The 13,640-nt window shown below is 59.2% G+C and carries 20 protein-coding genes; 19 read left to right on the forward strand and 1 reads right to left on the reverse strand.

Annotated features, from left to right (window positions below):
* The first annotated feature begins 353 nt into the window (after nucleotides 1–353).
* The 19 genes from HK44_RS01955 to HK44_RS02045 all read left to right on the forward strand — a co-directional run bounded on the left by HK44_RS01955 (nucleotide 354) and on the right by HK44_RS02045 (nucleotide 13,195).
* Nucleotides 354–668 (forward strand): hypothetical protein, encoded by a 315-nt coding sequence (locus tag HK44_RS01955; protein WP_019689931.1) that lies wholly within the window; start codon nucleotides 354–356, stop codon nucleotides 666–668.
* 1 nt (nucleotide 669) lies between these two features.
* Nucleotides 670–942, forward strand: coding sequence for a hypothetical protein (locus HK44_RS01960; protein ID WP_019689932.1), 273 nt, complete (start codon nucleotides 670–672; stop codon nucleotides 940–942).
* Nucleotides 939–1,322, forward strand: a complete 384-nt coding sequence (locus tag HK44_RS01965; RefSeq protein WP_019689933.1) for a hypothetical protein — start codon at nucleotides 939–941, stop codon at nucleotides 1,320–1,322. The genes HK44_RS01960 and HK44_RS01965 overlap by 4 nt, the downstream gene beginning before the upstream one ends.
* Before the next feature lie 62 nt (nucleotides 1,323–1,384).
* Nucleotides 1,385–1,561, forward strand: a complete 177-nt coding sequence (locus HK44_RS01970; RefSeq protein WP_019689934.1) for a hypothetical protein — start codon at nucleotides 1,385–1,387, stop codon at nucleotides 1,559–1,561.
* Between the two features lie 20 nt (nucleotides 1,562–1,581).
* Entirely contained in the window at nucleotides 1,582–2,013 is a 432-nt protein-coding gene (locus HK44_RS01975; RefSeq protein WP_019689935.1) for a hypothetical protein, read from the forward strand.
* A gap of 12 nt (nucleotides 2,014–2,025) precedes the next feature.
* Nucleotides 2,026–2,625, forward strand: a complete 600-nt coding sequence (locus HK44_RS01980; protein ID WP_019689936.1) for a hypothetical protein — start codon at nucleotides 2,026–2,028, stop codon at nucleotides 2,623–2,625.
* Between the two features lies 1 nt (nucleotide 2,626).
* A complete protein-coding gene (locus HK44_RS01985; RefSeq protein ID WP_019689937.1) occupies nucleotides 2,627–4,108 on the forward strand; it encodes a terminase in 1,482 nt (493 codons plus the stop codon).
* A gap of 95 nt (nucleotides 4,109–4,203) precedes the next feature.
* The gene (locus HK44_RS01990) at nucleotides 4,204–5,499 is read left to right on the forward strand and encodes a DUF4055 domain-containing protein (RefSeq protein ID WP_242031532.1); all 1,296 of its coding nucleotides are present in this window, start codon (nucleotides 4,204–4,206) and stop codon (nucleotides 5,497–5,499) included.
* Nucleotides 5,500–5,620: 121 nt separating this feature from the next.
* A complete protein-coding gene (locus HK44_RS01995) occupies nucleotides 5,621–6,379 on the forward strand; it encodes a DUF6651 domain-containing protein (protein ID WP_019689939.1) in 759 nt (252 codons plus the stop codon).
* 15 nt (nucleotides 6,380–6,394) lie between these two features.
* Entirely contained in the window at nucleotides 6,395–7,549 is a 1,155-nt protein-coding gene (locus tag HK44_RS02000; protein ID WP_019689940.1) for a hypothetical protein, read from the forward strand.
* Nucleotides 7,550–7,600: 51 nt separating this feature from the next.
* Entirely contained in the window at nucleotides 7,601–7,846 is a 246-nt protein-coding gene (locus HK44_RS02005; RefSeq protein WP_019689941.1) for a hypothetical protein, read from the forward strand.
* A gap of 17 nt (nucleotides 7,847–7,863) precedes the next feature.
* Nucleotides 7,864–8,256, forward strand: a complete 393-nt coding sequence (locus tag HK44_RS02010; protein WP_019689942.1) for a hypothetical protein — start codon at nucleotides 7,864–7,866, stop codon at nucleotides 8,254–8,256.
* A 1-nt stretch (nucleotide 8,257) separates the two neighbouring features.
* Nucleotides 8,258–8,896 (forward strand): hypothetical protein, encoded by a 639-nt coding sequence (locus HK44_RS02015; RefSeq protein WP_019689943.1) that lies wholly within the window; start codon nucleotides 8,258–8,260, stop codon nucleotides 8,894–8,896.
* 1 nt (nucleotide 8,897) lies between these two features.
* A complete protein-coding gene (locus tag HK44_RS02020; protein ID WP_019689944.1) occupies nucleotides 8,898–9,719 on the forward strand; it encodes a hypothetical protein in 822 nt (273 codons plus the stop codon).
* Between the two features lie 8 nt (nucleotides 9,720–9,727).
* Nucleotides 9,728–9,934, forward strand: coding sequence for a hypothetical protein (locus HK44_RS02025; RefSeq protein WP_019689945.1), 207 nt, complete (start codon nucleotides 9,728–9,730; stop codon nucleotides 9,932–9,934).
* Between the two features lie 62 nt (nucleotides 9,935–9,996).
* A complete protein-coding gene (locus tag HK44_RS02030) occupies nucleotides 9,997–11,550 on the forward strand; it encodes a phage tail protein (RefSeq protein ID WP_019689946.1) in 1,554 nt (517 codons plus the stop codon).
* 58 nt (nucleotides 11,551–11,608) lie between these two features.
* On the forward strand, nucleotides 11,609–12,037 hold the full coding sequence (locus HK44_RS02035) for a hypothetical protein (RefSeq protein WP_019689947.1): 429 nt from the start codon (nucleotides 11,609–11,611) through the stop codon (nucleotides 12,035–12,037).
* 95 nt (nucleotides 12,038–12,132) lie between these two features.
* Nucleotides 12,133–12,531 carry a hypothetical protein gene (locus HK44_RS02040; RefSeq protein WP_019689948.1) on the forward strand — a complete coding sequence of 133 codons (399 nt, stop codon included), beginning with the start codon at nucleotides 12,133–12,135 and terminating at the stop codon, nucleotides 12,529–12,531.
* Nucleotides 12,532–12,709: 178 nt separating this feature from the next.
* The gene (locus tag HK44_RS02045) at nucleotides 12,710–13,195 is read left to right on the forward strand and encodes a hypothetical protein (protein ID WP_019689950.1); all 486 of its coding nucleotides are present in this window, start codon (nucleotides 12,710–12,712) and stop codon (nucleotides 13,193–13,195) included.
* Between the two features lie 12 nt (nucleotides 13,196–13,207).
* Here the strand turns inward: HK44_RS02045 and HK44_RS02050 are convergent, their stop codons facing one another.
* Complete coding sequence (locus tag HK44_RS02050; RefSeq protein WP_019689951.1) at nucleotides 13,208–13,621, reverse strand: helix-turn-helix domain-containing protein; 414 nt, start codon at nucleotides 13,619–13,621, stop codon at nucleotides 13,208–13,210.
* Nucleotides 13,622–13,640 lie beyond the last annotated feature (19 nt).

Consider the following 13,640-nt stretch of genomic DNA (forward strand, 5'->3'; position numbering starts at 1 on the left):
GTAGGTAGCGCAGGAAGAAAGCCCGGCCAAGCGTCGGGCTTTTTGCTATGCGGGTGATGCGCCATGACTGTCGTGCCGGGGCTCTCAGGAGCGATATCCAGACATACGTGGTACACCGGGTCGCGCGAACACCCGCACCTGTTCAAGTCCGGACAGCCTCTCGACGATGCACAAATCGTCCGGCAAAGCCCAGCCCTAAACCAGCTGGGCTTTTTTATGTCCTTCGTCCTAGGACAGTGGACGCCGTCTTGCACATCAAGGTCGCACCCGCAAGTATTTATTTTCCCATCTACTGCTCCCAAGCAGTCTTGGCCGCTCACACTGCGGCCTTTTTTATTCCTTGGAGTCAAACCATGGCCGAACCAGCGAGCACAACTGCCGCGGGCATGCTGCTCGTGAAGTACGGCGCATTCATTGCTGGCTTCGCTGGAGCGCTGCTGTCGTTAACCTTCTTGCAGGGGCTGACCAGAAAGCAGGCTGCGAGCGCATTTTTGACGGGCTTCGCCTCTTCAGTGTTCACCACGCCGCTTGCCTTGCATTACTTCGCGCTGCCGGCTGACGGGGCCATTCAATACGGCGTCGCCTTCCTGATTGGCCTCCTCGCAATGAACATCATTCCGGGCCTGAAGGCGCTGGCAGGGAAGTTCGGCTCTACAGGAGCGTCCTGACATGAACATCATTCTTGTCTCTATTGACGCTTTCCTGTGCGTGCTGGTCGTCACGGCCGCTGTCGAGTACCTGCGCAAGGTCCGACCGGCTGATCAGCCGTTGCTGAGCCTATCATTTTACATGGTGGCGATTGCCGCATTCGGCAGTTTCGTTCAGGCGCTGCATGGCCAGATTGTCAGCCCGTACGCAGTCCTGCTGCATGCGGCCCTCGTGTTGTACGCCTGGGTACGCCGGGAGCACATCTTCGACTCTGTCGGGATGGCTCAGAAATGAGCCTTCTGAATTCACTCATCGCATGGATTGCGAAGCACTTCACCGAGAGTAAGACCATGACTGACACCAATGATGGCGCGCCAGCAGCTGAAATGACCGTGAACGATCTGCAAGCAACGCTGGCTCCAGCTGCCGCCCCAGCACTGCTCGATGCGGGTTCAGCGTCCCCAGCCTCAGAGCCTGTCGATTTGCTCGGTCTGGCTGCTGTAGCCGTGAAGCTGGTCGATCCCGCAGCTGCGCCCGCAGTTGATGCGGTCCTTGCCTTGGACGCCATGATCCCGGCCGGCACCATCACCAAGCTCGAAACCATCCTAGGTGCACTGGGCCACGAACTCCCTGCGTTCTGGGCTGAGGCTGTAGCGCTGGCGAAGAAGGCTTAACAGTTAAACCAAAGGGCGCCTGGCTTCGTGCGGGCGCCACTCTACACATCCACGGTGACGATATGGCCAAGACCTTCCAGTTGCAGGCCTATCTCCCGTGGTGGTTCGTGTTTTACCTGAGAGCCGTCTACGTCTTCGCTTGGATGACTAACCTGGACGTCGATACCGGCAAGGTGACCGAGCAGGCCCGCAAGGCCATCCGGTTTCGCAAGCTTGAGATCCGCGAAGATCAACAGTAAGTGCCAAAAGGTGAGACTTAATGACGACCATTGCCTACAAAGACGGCGTGATCGCCTATGACTCTCGGATCACCAGCGGCACACAGATCTCGTATGACGATTACGAAAAATGCGTGGAGCGTGACGGCGTCCAATTCGTGATTACCGGGCACACCTCTGATTACGCGAAGCTCACAGGCGCCTACTTCGGTGAGCCGGCAACTGATATCAGTGCAAGCGCCATGGCTGTAGAGGACGGGCAAGTCTGGTATATCGGCCACGATGACGACACCGGAATCTGGAAGAGCATCATCCTCGCCGACAAGTCCTATGCCATCGGTTCAGGCTCCAGCCACGCACTCACCGCAATGGACATGGGCGCATCCGCTTACCAAGCCGTCGAGATGGCCATGAAGCGTGACAGCTGCACTGGCGGCAAGATCAGAACGCTCACCGTGAAGGTGGAGCAGTAGAAGGAATTCAACATGGCAGTAAAGCAACCCGACTGGGAGGCGATTGAACGAGCCTACCGGGCTGGCGCGCTTTCCATCAGAACCATCGCCGAACGACACGACGTAAGCGACACGGCGATCAGAAAGAAAGCCAAGGCTCACGGATGGACAAGAGACCTTTCTGAGCAGGTGCGTAAAGAGGTTCGCAGCAAGCTGGTTCGCGGAGAGGTTCGCAACAGCCAAGGCGCGAACTGCGAACCTGATGCAGAGATCATCGAAGAGGCCGCAGAAGAGGGCGCTCAGGTAGTTCGCAGTCATCGCCGCGACATCCGCAAGGCCACGAACCTTGCGAACCTACTGATGGATGATCTGCTGATGACCATTCAGCAGCGTGAAGCCATCGAAGATGCGATTGACGAAGAGACCAAGGAAGATAGCAATGGTATGCGCCGAAGCTCGATGCTCTCGGCTGTTGGCCTTCCGAGCAATGCCAAGACTTTGTTTCAGTTGTCGTCGGCAATGAAGAACCTGCAGGTCCTTGAGCGCCAGGCATTCGGCCTGGACGACAAAGAGCAGCCCGGAGACTCGGATGAATTGTCCAGAATGATTGACGATCTATCGAAGGAAGCCTGACATGAAGCCCGAGCACTTGAAGCTGCTCCGGGACAAGAAATGGCGCCTTAATAATCTCTACTTCATCACGGACAAGCAGGGCAAGAAGGTCCGCTTCCGGATGACGGACGAGCAGGTCGAGTACTTCGATGGTTTGCATACCCGCAACATCATCCTGAAAGCTCGCCAGCTCGGCTTCACCACCGAATGCTGCATTATCCAACTGGACGCGGCTCTGTTCGAGTCGGCCAAGTGCGCATTGATTGCTCATACCCTGAACGACGCCAAGCGCCTGTTCCGGGAGAAGGTGAAGTACGCCTACGACAACCTGCCGCTTGAGATCCGCAAGGCCAACCCGGCGCGCAACGATGCATCTGGCGAGCTGGTGTTCAGCAAGGGCGGATCGATCTACGTTTCCACGTCCTTCCGGGGCGGCACGCTGCGTTACCTGCATGTGTCCGAGTTCGGGAAGATCTGTGCCAAGTTTCCACACAAGGCCCGCGAGATTGTCACCGGCGCCTTCGAAGCCGTGGCCACTGACTGTTTCGTCACCATTGAGTCGACGGCGGAGGGCCGGGCCGGCTACTTCTTCGATTACAGCCAGATGGCAGAAAAGCAGGCCTCTTCAGGGGCTGCGCTCGGCCCGCTGGACTGGAAGTTCTTCTTTTTCAGCTGGTGGAAGAACGCGCAGTACGCAATTGAGCCGCTTGCCGTGCTCCCGCAGCGACTGGCTGACTATTTTGCAGAGCTGAAGGCGAAGCATGGGATCAGCATCAGCGCCGCTCAGGCAGCCTGGTATGCAGCCAAGGAGAAGACACTCGGCGACGACATGAAGCGGGAATACCCGTCAGTGCCGGCCGAAGCGTTCCAGCAGTCGATCGAAGGCGCCTACTACGCCAAGCAGTTCGCCAAGCTCTACGCCAACCAGCGCGTCGGCGTCATTCCGAACAATGATCACCTACCAGTGCACACGTTCTGGGACATCGGCGTCGGCGACTCTACGGCGATCTGGTTCGTCCGGATGGTTGGTGAGGAATACCACATCGTCGACTTCTACGAGAACAGCGGCGAAGGCCTGCGGCACTACATGAAGACGCTGAAGGATCGAGGCTACACCTACGGCGAGCACTGGGGTCCGCACGACATCGACAACCGCGAGTTTGGCAGCGACGGCAAGACCCGCCGTGAACTGGCCCGTGAGGGCTACGAGATCGACGGCAGCAAATACAGCATCAAATTCAGCGTCGTTCCAAAACTCGGCATCGACGAAGGCATTGAGCAGGCCCGGGAGATCCTGGCCCGCTGCGCCTTCGATGATTCCAAGTGCGAGAAAGGGGTTTCCGCCCTGGAAAACTACCGCAAGGAATGGGACGACAAGCGCGGCTGCTGGAAAGACAAGCCGCTGCACGACTGGTCATCCCACGCCGCCGACGCCTTCCGTTACTTCGCCGTGGCCAAAGGCCGCCGCAAACGCATCGCCACCAGCGAACCTCTGAGAATGTGAATATGAGTGATGACCCGAGCAAAACGCTCCCTGTCGTAGATGAAATGCGAAAGGACTGGGCCATCGTTGACGCTCTCATGGGTGGGACGAGGGCCATGCGCGATGCTGGCAAGAAGTTCTTGCCGCAATGGCCGAAGGAAGAGAGTGATATCTACCAAGCGCGGCTCAATGCCTCGACGCTGCTACCAGCGCTGAGCGAGACCGTGCAGAACATGACCGGACGCGTCTTTGCTGATCCGATCAAGTTCACCGAGGATGTTCCCAAGCCAATCCAAGAGATGGCCGAGGACTTCGACCTCCAGGGCAATAACCTGCAGGTCTGGGCTCAGTCGCTGTTCAGCATTGGCCTGTCGCATGCGATCTGTCACGTACTGGTCGACTATCCGCAGGCGGATGGGCTCAAGACCAAGGCTGACGAGAAATCGGCGGGTGTGCGCCCCTACGCGGTGATCATCAAGCCGGGCCAGGTGCTCGGCTGGCGCTCTGCGAACAAGGGCGGTGAACAGGTTTTGACCCAGTTCCGCTACATGGAGAGCGTCGAAGTCGACGACGGCGAGTTTGGAACCAAGAGCGTGCCGCAGATTCGCGTGCTCGTTCCGGGCGCCTGGGCCACTTACGTCGAGGTTGATGATGGCAACGGCAAGAAGACCTGGCAGAAGAACGCCGAGGGCCTGACAAGCCTCGATGTGATCCCGCTGACCACCTTCTACACCAAGCGCACCGGTTTCATGACGGCAACACCGCCACTCCTTGAACTGGCGAACATGAACATCAAGCATTGGCAGTCCCAGAGCGACCAGGACAACATCCTGCACGTCGCCCGAGTGCCGATGCTGGCGGTGATTGGCCTCGATGAGGGTGATTCGATCACCGTCGGTGCCGGCGCGGCCACCAGACTGCCAAAAGACTGCGACATGAAGTGGGTTGAGCACACCGGCAAGTCCATTGAGGCCGGTCGGCAATCGCTGATGGATCTCGTCGACGACATGCGCCTCGCTGGGGCCAAGCTGCTCCAGAAGGAAAAGCAGACGCTCAAGACTGCCACGCAGGCCGAGGACGAAGCGGCTCAAGAGCTGAGCCCGCTGCAAACCATGGCCGGCCAGTTTGAAGATGCGCTCGACCAGATCCTGCAGTACTTCGCGCTCTGGATGAAGCTTCCGGAAGGCGGTCACGTTCAGGTCAATGGCAACTTCGATATCGACTTCTCGCCCGAAATGACCATGCCGTTCCTGCTCAACATGAACATCAACGGCGTGCTGTCCGATCAAAGCCTGTTTGCCGAGGTCCAGCGCCGCGGCATGCTTAGCGAAGACCTCGATTGGGAGGAAGAGCTGGAGAAAATCAAGGCTCAGCCGGTGAAACCGACCGCTCGACCGCTCGATCAGCAATAACCGAACACCGAATAACAGCCCTGGCACTCGCCGGGGCTTTTTTATGGGCGCGATTCCGGATGGATAGCGCCGCTGCGGGCCGGATGGCTCAACAAATGGGCGGATGCCCGGAGATGCATCAATGAAACTGAAACTGGACGACCAAGGCCACGTTGTACTGCAAGACGGCAAGCCGGTGTACGTGTACGACGATGGTAAAGAGGTCGCATTCGATGCGCCTGGCACCGTCAACACGATCACTCGACTGAACGCTGAAGCCAAGACCCACCGCGAAGGCAAAGAGGCTGCTGAAACAGCCCTGAAAGCTTTCGAGGGGATCACGGACGGCGCTGCCGCCAAGAAAGCCCTGGAGCTTGTGTCGAAGCTCGATCAGAAAAAGCTGGTGGATGCCGGCGAAATCGACGTGGTGCGCACCGAAATCAGCAAGGCCTTCCAAGGCCAGGTTGATGAATGGTCCACCAAGGCGCAGGCCTTCGAAAAGCAGCTCTACGAAGAAAAGATCGGCGGTGCATTCAGCCGTTCCAAGTACATCGGCGAGAAGCTGGCAATCCCCGCAGACCTGGTCCAGTCCAAATTCGGCGCCGCCTTCAAAGTCGAGGATGGCAAAACCATCGCCTATGACCAGCACGGCCAGAAGATCTACAGCCGTACCCGCCCTGGCGAAATCGCTGACTTCGACGAAGCAATCGAAACCCTTGTTGAGCAATACCCGCACCGCGATCACATCTTGAAGGGTTCTGGAGCCACCGGCTCTGGCGCCACGAACAACGGTGGGAATGGCGGCCAAGGCAAAAAAACTATCTCCCGCACGCAGTTCGACGCACTTGACCCCATGGGCAAGCATGCGCACGTCACTGCGGGCGGTGAAGTGACCGACTGATCCTAGGAGTAATCCATGAGCAACACTCTCACCGGCCTGACAACCACGATCTACAACGCACTGGACGTCGTGTCCCGCGAACTGGTTGGGTTTATCCCCGCCGTTTCGGCAGACATGACCTTCGAGCGTGCCGCGAAAGGTCAAACCGTGACCTCGCCAGTCGCACCTGCGGCTACCGCGTCCGACTTCACGCCTGCGGTGACAGCGCCAAACGATGGTGATCAGACCATCGGCAGTGTGTCGATGACCATCACCAAGTCTCGCCGTGTACCGGTTCGCTGGAACGGTGAAGAGAAACGCGGCCTGGACAACAACGGCGCCTCGTACAACGTCATCCTGCGCGACCAGCTCGCTCAGGGCATGCGTGCGCTGGTCAACGAGGTTGAAAGCGATATCTCCAACCTCTGCCTCGGTGCCTCCCGCGCTTACGGCACTCCAGGCACCGTGCCATTCGCCACCAACCTGGCCGAAGCCGCGCAGATGCGCAAAATCCTGGCCGACAACGGCGCGCCGATGAGCGACCTGCAGATGGTGCTGGACACCTCGGCCGGCGCCAGCATGCGCACCCTCGGTCAACTGACCAAGGCGAACGAAGCGGCTGATACCACCATGCTGCGCCGTGGCGTTCTGCTCGACGTGCACGGTTTCGCAATCCGTGAATCGGCGCAGGTCAAGACCGTCATTGCTGGCACTGGCGCTTCGGCGACCACCAACACCGCCGGTTATGCCGTTGGTGCGACAGTCATCACTCTGGCCGTAGCCGGCACTGGCACCCTGTTGGCGGGCGACATCATCACCATCGCCGGTGACACCAACAAGTACGTGCTGGCCTCCGGTGATGGCGATGTCTCCAACGGTGGCACCTTCACCCTGGCGGCTCCCGGCCTGCGCAAGGCGATCCCTGCTTCTGCGACGGCCATCACCGTCATCGCTGCGACCACTCGCAGCATGGCGTTCGCTCGATCGGCCCTCGCCGTGGCAACCCGCGCACCAGCCCTGCCAGAAGGCGGCGACAGTGCATCGGATCGGATGATCATCACCGACCCAACCAGCGGCCTGTCGTTCGAGATCTCGTTGTACAAGCAATACCGCCAGATTCAGTACGAGATCGCGCTGGCCTGGGGTGTTGCCATGGTCAAGCCAGAGCACACCGCGCTGCTGCTGGCGTGATGACTGAGCCCGGGGCTTCGGCTCCGGGCTCACTCTTTTCAGGGGATACGCATGAGCGACAAGACTATTCAGGTCAAGCCGTGGGGTGAAGGGCAGGGCGACTTCGTGATCATCAACGAAGACGACTTCAACGAGGACTTCCATGAGTTGCTGGAAGCCAAGAAACCGACCGCCAAGGAAGTGAAAGCTGCCAAGTTGCTGGTTGACACTCAGGCCGCACTGACCGCCAAGGGCGTTGCCTTCGGCGAGTCGGATACGCAGGAACAGCTTCAGGCCCTGCTTGACGCTGCTCAGTAAAACCCAAGGGGCTCACCATGCTTACCGATCAACAAAAGTCTGACGCCCGCCGCTATGCCGGTTACCCGATGCAAGGCGACGTGGTGCTGGATGATCGGCGCGATACGGCGTGGGGCTGGGTTGCTCCGGCGATCTGGCAGACGATGAATCATCGGCTGAACAATCTGCGCCCTGAGGAAGAGGTCACCATGATCTCGTTCCTGACCAAGATTGCCGGGCTCGAGGCGGACGTGCTGTCCTCGACCGACAACCTTGACACCGATCAGGCCGCCGTCTGGGTGCACAACAAGAACGAAGTGCGCGACCGCATGGGCCTTTACCGGATGTGGCGGCGCGAACTGTGCGGCTTTCTCGGCGTGCCGGCCGGTCCATCCCTAGGCGACGGCAGCATCAGCCTGGCAAGGGGCTGACATGGACGGCACCAAGCTCCAAGCCAAGATTTACAAAGGATACGCGCAGGCAGCCAAGCGAATCGGTTTCCCTTACCAGCAATTTCGCGCCACCAGCGCCAATAATCCGCTGCTGACAACCGCTTTGCAGACACTGCCTGCGTCGTTCACTACGAACTTCACCTACAGCGCGCCGAACAAGTACGGACAGGCCACTTGGCTGGGCCTATTTGATGGGCGCACGTTTCTGCCCGGCGATTACCTGGTGGGTAAGGGCGGCACGTTCTTCATTGCCGCCATGCAAGCCACGCTGCCGATCTACTGCGTGCAGACCAACCGGGTTGTCTCGGTCCTGCGCGTGGCGATGGATACCGGGCCGGGATTGCTTGGCTATGCCGGCGATACCGCGGCGACCGAGGTCGCTTTGATGCAAGGCTGGCCTGCCAGCGTCTTGCAGGGCACCAAAGGCGAGCAGAACCCGACCCAGCTGCCGGGTGATGTGCGCACGCCGTGGTGGCTGGTGCTGATGCCGGCTTGGCCCGGTATCACGCTGCGGACCAGCGACATCATCCGCGACGAGTTGGGCCGCAAATACGTGATTTCCAGTGCCGAGCTGACCGATATGGGTTGGCGGTGCACGGCAATGCAGGCGCAGGTGTGATATGGCGAGCCTAACCGACGTACTGAAGCAGGTCGCGGCGCAGATCGCCACCATCGTCTACCCGGCCGGGACCGGGCAGCCAAGTATTGCCGGGATGCCCATCAAGGTTTACCCCGGCTGGCCTATTCCTAAAACGCTTGAGGCGGATCTGGCGGCGGGGAAGGTACACGTCAGCGTCTACGCCGCCGGCAGGGATAAGAAGACCACCCGCTACCTGGGTAAGTCGTGGATCACGCTCTCCGCCCCAGTGCATACGGTCGCCATGACCGTCGCCGGCTCGGTGGTGACGCTCTCCGGCACGGTCAGCAAGCAAAACCTGCTGATCAGCCTGAATGGCATCAGCTACGTCTACGCCATGCAGCCTAGCGACACGCTCACGACCGCCGCAGCCGGCCTTGCATCGCTAGTGCCTGGCGCTTCCAGCGCTGGGCCAGTCGTTACGCTCACGGGCGCGCACAGCGTCTTCACGCGAGTCGGCGGTTTCGGTGCGGCAATCAAGGAAACCAAGCGCCAGGCGCAATCGGTGCAGGTCACTGTTTGGGCCAGCACGCCGAATGCCCGCGATCTCGTCGAAAGCGCGATCGATTCCACGCTGTCCGACAGCAACAATATTGCGTTCCCAGATGGCTCGGTGGGGATCATTGAGTACTCCGGCCGACTCATGGACGACAAGCTGCAAAAGGCCAACCTCTACCGGATGGACCTCTTCTACCTGATCGACTACGCCACCACCCAGACACAACAAGCGGCCGAAGTTATCGCTCCGGTGCTGAATATCGTCAACGCCCAGTCCGGGCTTCCAATCGCAACGCTGAACCCTTGAGGCCCGACATGGACTCCGATACCCCAGATAGCAGTGTGGTTGCTGCACCAGCATCCGCACCGGCCGCAAAGGCCAAGACTTCGCCATTTTCGCTGACCGTTAAGTTCGCCTTCGCCGACTACCAGGTCGGCCAAAGCATTACCGACCCCAGTGAAGTCGCCGCCGTCCTGGCTGGCGAATGCGCCGGCAACGTCCTGAAAGTCGCCACCGCCTGACAAGCGAAACCCACACACAAGAAACCGCCCACTGAGGCGGTTTTTTCATTTAGGAGGAAGCCATGCCAATTTATCCGGCAGGCAGCTTGAACACGGCGGCGCTCACAGCACCCGATTTGTACATTCAGATCGTTCCGCCGAAGACTCGATACATCAACGGGGTGCCGACCGACATTCTGGGGATTGTCGGTGTGGCTTCTTGGGGCGCAGTGAACAGTCCAGTGCTGATTGGTTCGCCCGGCGATGCATCACAGAAGATCGGCACCCAACAGGTGCGCAAGTACGACCTGGCCACCGCCATCGCGGTATCGATCGGACTGGGCGCCTCGAACATCCGTGCGGTGCGCGTGACCGACGGCACGGACACTGCCGCGACCTCGACCCTTAAGGATACGGCGGCCGCCATCGGTGCCACCCTGACCGCTTTTTACACCGGCACCCTCGGCAACTCGCTCACCGCCACGCTCACCGCCGGCACCGCGCTGGCGAGCTGGAAGCTGGTCATTTCGCTGCCGGGTGTATCGCCTGAAGTATTCGACAATATTACCGGCACTGCCGGCGCGCTCTGGGCCAACATCGTCGCAGCCGTCAACAACGGCCAGTCCGGGATTCGCGGCGCGTCGCAGTTGGTGATTGCTACCACCGGGGCCTCCATTCTTGCGCCAGCAGTCACGCAGACTGTCGCATTCACAGCCGGTACGGATGGTGCGACCACCATCACCGATGCAGTGCTGATCGGTGTCGATGGCGTGACCGGCTCGACCCGCAAGGGCATGTATGCCCTGCGCGGCAGCGGCGCCCAAGTCGCCAATCTGGTGGATCTCACCGATTCGACCCAATGGCCGACCATGGTTACCTTCGGCTTGTCCGAGGGCTGTTACATGATCACCCAGGGACCGGCTGGCGCTTCCTACGTCACGGTTTCCGCCAGCCTGGTCACCGCCGGTTGCGACAGCTACGCGCTGAAAGTACTGGTGGGTGACTGGACCTACTGGATGGACCAGGTCAACGGCCAGCGCCGGATGCTGGCCCCGGCCACCTTCTCAGCCGCCGAGATCGCCGCCCTGGCACCGCACCAGTCGCCGCTGAACAAGCCGCTGAGCAACGCGGTATCGACTCAGCGCAATCTTTCCCAGCAGCCGTACAGCCTGGCCGAGATCGGCGCGATCAACCTCGCTCGACTGGACGTGATCACCAACCCGTGCCCGGGAGGAAACTATTTCGGGCATCGGATCGGCATGAACAGCTCGAGCAACCCGACGATCAATGGCGACAACTACACGCGGATGACCAACTTCATTGCGCTGACGTTGGCCGCATCGTTCGGGTACGTGATCGGGCGACTGCAGGTGGAGGATCTTCGTCGCACCACGAAGTCGACCATCGAAAGCTTCCTGCAGAACCTGGTTGGGCAGGGGATGATCGGCGACCCGAATGGCGGCCCGGCGTTCTCCGTGCAGATCAACGCCGCCAACAACCCTGACTCGCGAGTCGCTCTGGGCTACATGCAGGCCGACGTGCAGGTCAAGTACCTGTCGGTCGTTTACTACTTCCTGGTGAATCTGGAGGCGGGGCAGTCCGTCACCATCACCGTATCCACCAATCCGCGCCAATAAGCGCTAACACCCACTTCCAAGCCCGGCCTAGCGCCGGGTTTTTCATTTGGAGAACGCCATGCAAGGTGGATACAACACGGGCAAGGATGTCTCGATCGACATCAACGGCCCCTACGGCCCGATCCGCATCCCGGCCCTGATGGACTTCGACAGCAAGCCGAAGATCACCAGTACAGAAATTACGCCGCTCAACGGTCAGACCGATGAGCTGAACGTCCCCAAGGGCTGGACTGGCACGTTCAGCATTGAGCGAAAAGACGCGACCATTGATAACTACTGGGCGCAGTGGGAGGCCGACTACTACGCCGGCGTGTCGCAGCCTGCCTCGACCATCACCGAGACCTTCTCGGAGCCGGACGGCAGCGTCAGTACCTTCCGCTACACCCAAGTCCAGCTGAAGTTGGATGACGCCGGCAAGAAGGAAGGCGACAAGACCATCAAGCAGTCGATGTCGTTCACTGCCCGTCGTCGCCTGAAAGTCTCCTAATCCAGTTTTGCATGGCAGCCCGGCACGCAGGGCGCGGGACTCGTCACCCCGCACGCCATGCTCCTTTGACGACTCGCTGACCAGAGGATTTACCTATGACCAAAGTAACTGTTAACCACGATGCAGCGGCGCCTGTTGAAACACCAAAAAAGTCCAGGAATGCCACTATCACCGACAGTACCGGGCGCACGATCCAGCTGCGCGAGCTTGACCCGTTGCAGAAAGGCCGACTGGTAATGTCGGTCGGCGGTGAAATTGCAGCCAACAACGTTTTTATGTCCGGATTTGCAATCCCGGCCGCCATGGTCACCCATGTCGACGACGATTTCTTTGGCATGCCAGCCAACATCAAGCAGATTGAAGCGATGATCAGCATTTTGGGCGAAGAGGGCATGGAGGCGATTGGTGCTTATCTGCTGAAAAAGTATGAAGCCCAGAAAAAAGAGCAGGAACAAGCAGCGCTGAGCGCTGAGCAGGCCGCAGCAAAAAACTAGGAACGAACCCTGATTTTCGCAGCCGTTGCTGGTTGGTGAAGAACGGGGTTCCCTTCAGTGTAGTTTTTGAGTGCGATTACTTGGATGAATACGAGCGAATGGCGTTTTCCATCATCTTCTCCGAGTTCGAGGGGAGTGAGTTCGACTGGGACTCTATGACGTTCAAGGAGAAGAAGTAGTGGAGCTGAAAAGTCTTGGAGATTTGGCCGCGCACCTCGTTGGCATAGAGGCGGGGATGCTGAAACATCTTGAGGCTGGTCTTGAGGATTGCGCTGTTCGCCTCGAGCAGACCATGAAGGCTGAGATTGGCCATTACCAGGCCGGTATCGGCCCATTTGAGGCTTGGGCGGATCTTGCTGACTCGACAGAGGCCAGCAAGGCGGCAAATGGCTATCCAGCTGATTCTCCGTTGCGTGCAAATGGCGATCTGGCAGAGAGCTTCACGCATACAACTCACGGACTTGAAACCGTTGTTGGCTCGACAGACCCAGTGATGGTCTATCACGAATTTGGTACGCCAAAGATGCCGCCGCGCAACGTTGTAGGGGCCGCGCTTCTCAGGAACAAGGAGTACATCCGGCGCCGAATTGGCCATGCAGCAACCAGCGGCCTAATTGGAGGTAATCCGATCCATGCTTCGCTGGGCTACGATGGCGAAACTTAAAGGGGGGGGGTATTACTTGGCTTTTTCCCGAAGCTCTCGACTCTCTTCAATCCCTCGCTTGATGCTGGCGGCGAACTCGGGATCTTCCTTGAACATTTTTAGACCCCATCTGAGGGTCTCGGATACGACCTCTTTAAAGGATTTTCCGGACTCGTCTGCAATTCTCTGGAGCTCGTCCAGGGAATCTTGAGGCAAGCCAATGCTTAGATCGCGGGGTTTGCTTTCTTGGATTCCCAGCAAATCCTCGCTAGAAACGCCAAGGGCCTCAGCCAGGCGCAGCAGTACCTTGAGCCTTGGCTTGGATTGTCCAGACTCGTATTTAGAAATCATCGACCAGGCAATGCCGGTCAAGGCCGCCAGCTCTCTCTGAGTCAGCCCTTTTTGTGCTCGCAAATACGCGAGCTTGTCAGCGAATGTGTCGTTCATGACCGCCTTAGCATTTTGT

The sequence above is a fragment of the Pseudomonas fluorescens HK44 genome, assembly GCF_000217955.3.
Classification (GTDB): Bacteria; Pseudomonadota; Gammaproteobacteria; order Pseudomonadales; family Pseudomonadaceae; genus Aquipseudomonas; species Aquipseudomonas fluorescens_AQ.

What these genes read in the sequence shown, in the direction of transcription:
- HK44_RS02005 (WP_019689941.1), top strand. Translation starts at nt 7,601, where the DNA reads ATGAGCGACAAGACTATTCAGGTCAAGCCGTGGGGTGAAGGGCAGGGC.
- HK44_RS02000 (WP_019689940.1), top strand. Translation starts at nt 6,395, where the DNA reads ATGAGCAACACTCTCACCGGCCTGACAACCACGATCTACAACGCACTG.
- HK44_RS02015 (WP_019689943.1), top strand. Translation starts at nt 8,258, where the DNA reads ATGGACGGCACCAAGCTCCAAGCCAAGATTTACAAAGGATACGCGCAG.
- HK44_RS01965 (WP_019689933.1), top strand. Translation starts at nt 939, where the DNA reads ATGAGCCTTCTGAATTCACTCATCGCATGGATTGCGAAGCACTTCACC.
- HK44_RS01960 (WP_019689932.1), top strand. Translation starts at nt 670, where the DNA reads ATGAACATCATTCTTGTCTCTATTGACGCTTTCCTGTGCGTGCTGGTC.
- HK44_RS01980 (WP_019689936.1), top strand. Translation starts at nt 2,026, where the DNA reads ATGGCAGTAAAGCAACCCGACTGGGAGGCGATTGAACGAGCCTACCGG.
- HK44_RS01990 (WP_242031532.1), top strand. Translation starts at nt 4,204, where the DNA reads ATGCGCGATGCTGGCAAGAAGTTCTTGCCGCAATGGCCGAAGGAAGAG.
- HK44_RS02035 (WP_019689947.1), top strand. Translation starts at nt 11,609, where the DNA reads ATGCAAGGTGGATACAACACGGGCAAGGATGTCTCGATCGACATCAAC.
- HK44_RS02010 (WP_019689942.1), top strand. Translation starts at nt 7,864, where the DNA reads ATGCTTACCGATCAACAAAAGTCTGACGCCCGCCGCTATGCCGGTTAC.
- HK44_RS02040 (WP_019689948.1), top strand. Translation starts at nt 12,133, where the DNA reads ATGACCAAAGTAACTGTTAACCACGATGCAGCGGCGCCTGTTGAAACA.
- HK44_RS02025 (WP_019689945.1), top strand. Translation starts at nt 9,728, where the DNA reads ATGGACTCCGATACCCCAGATAGCAGTGTGGTTGCTGCACCAGCATCC.
- HK44_RS02050 (WP_019689951.1), bottom strand. Translation starts at nt 13,621, where the DNA reads ATGAACGACACATTCGCTGACAAGCTCGCGTATTTGCGAGCACAAAAA.
- HK44_RS01985 (WP_019689937.1), top strand. Translation starts at nt 2,627, where the DNA reads ATGAAGCCCGAGCACTTGAAGCTGCTCCGGGACAAGAAATGGCGCCTT.
- HK44_RS02020 (WP_019689944.1), top strand. Translation starts at nt 8,898, where the DNA reads ATGGCGAGCCTAACCGACGTACTGAAGCAGGTCGCGGCGCAGATCGCC.
- HK44_RS02030 (WP_019689946.1), top strand. Translation starts at nt 9,997, where the DNA reads ATGCCAATTTATCCGGCAGGCAGCTTGAACACGGCGGCGCTCACAGCA.
- HK44_RS01955 (WP_019689931.1), top strand. Translation starts at nt 354, where the DNA reads ATGGCCGAACCAGCGAGCACAACTGCCGCGGGCATGCTGCTCGTGAAG.
- HK44_RS01995 (WP_019689939.1), top strand. Translation starts at nt 5,621, where the DNA reads ATGAAACTGAAACTGGACGACCAAGGCCACGTTGTACTGCAAGACGGC.
- HK44_RS01970 (WP_019689934.1), top strand. Translation starts at nt 1,385, where the DNA reads ATGGCCAAGACCTTCCAGTTGCAGGCCTATCTCCCGTGGTGGTTCGTG.
- HK44_RS01975 (WP_019689935.1), top strand. Translation starts at nt 1,582, where the DNA reads ATGACGACCATTGCCTACAAAGACGGCGTGATCGCCTATGACTCTCGG.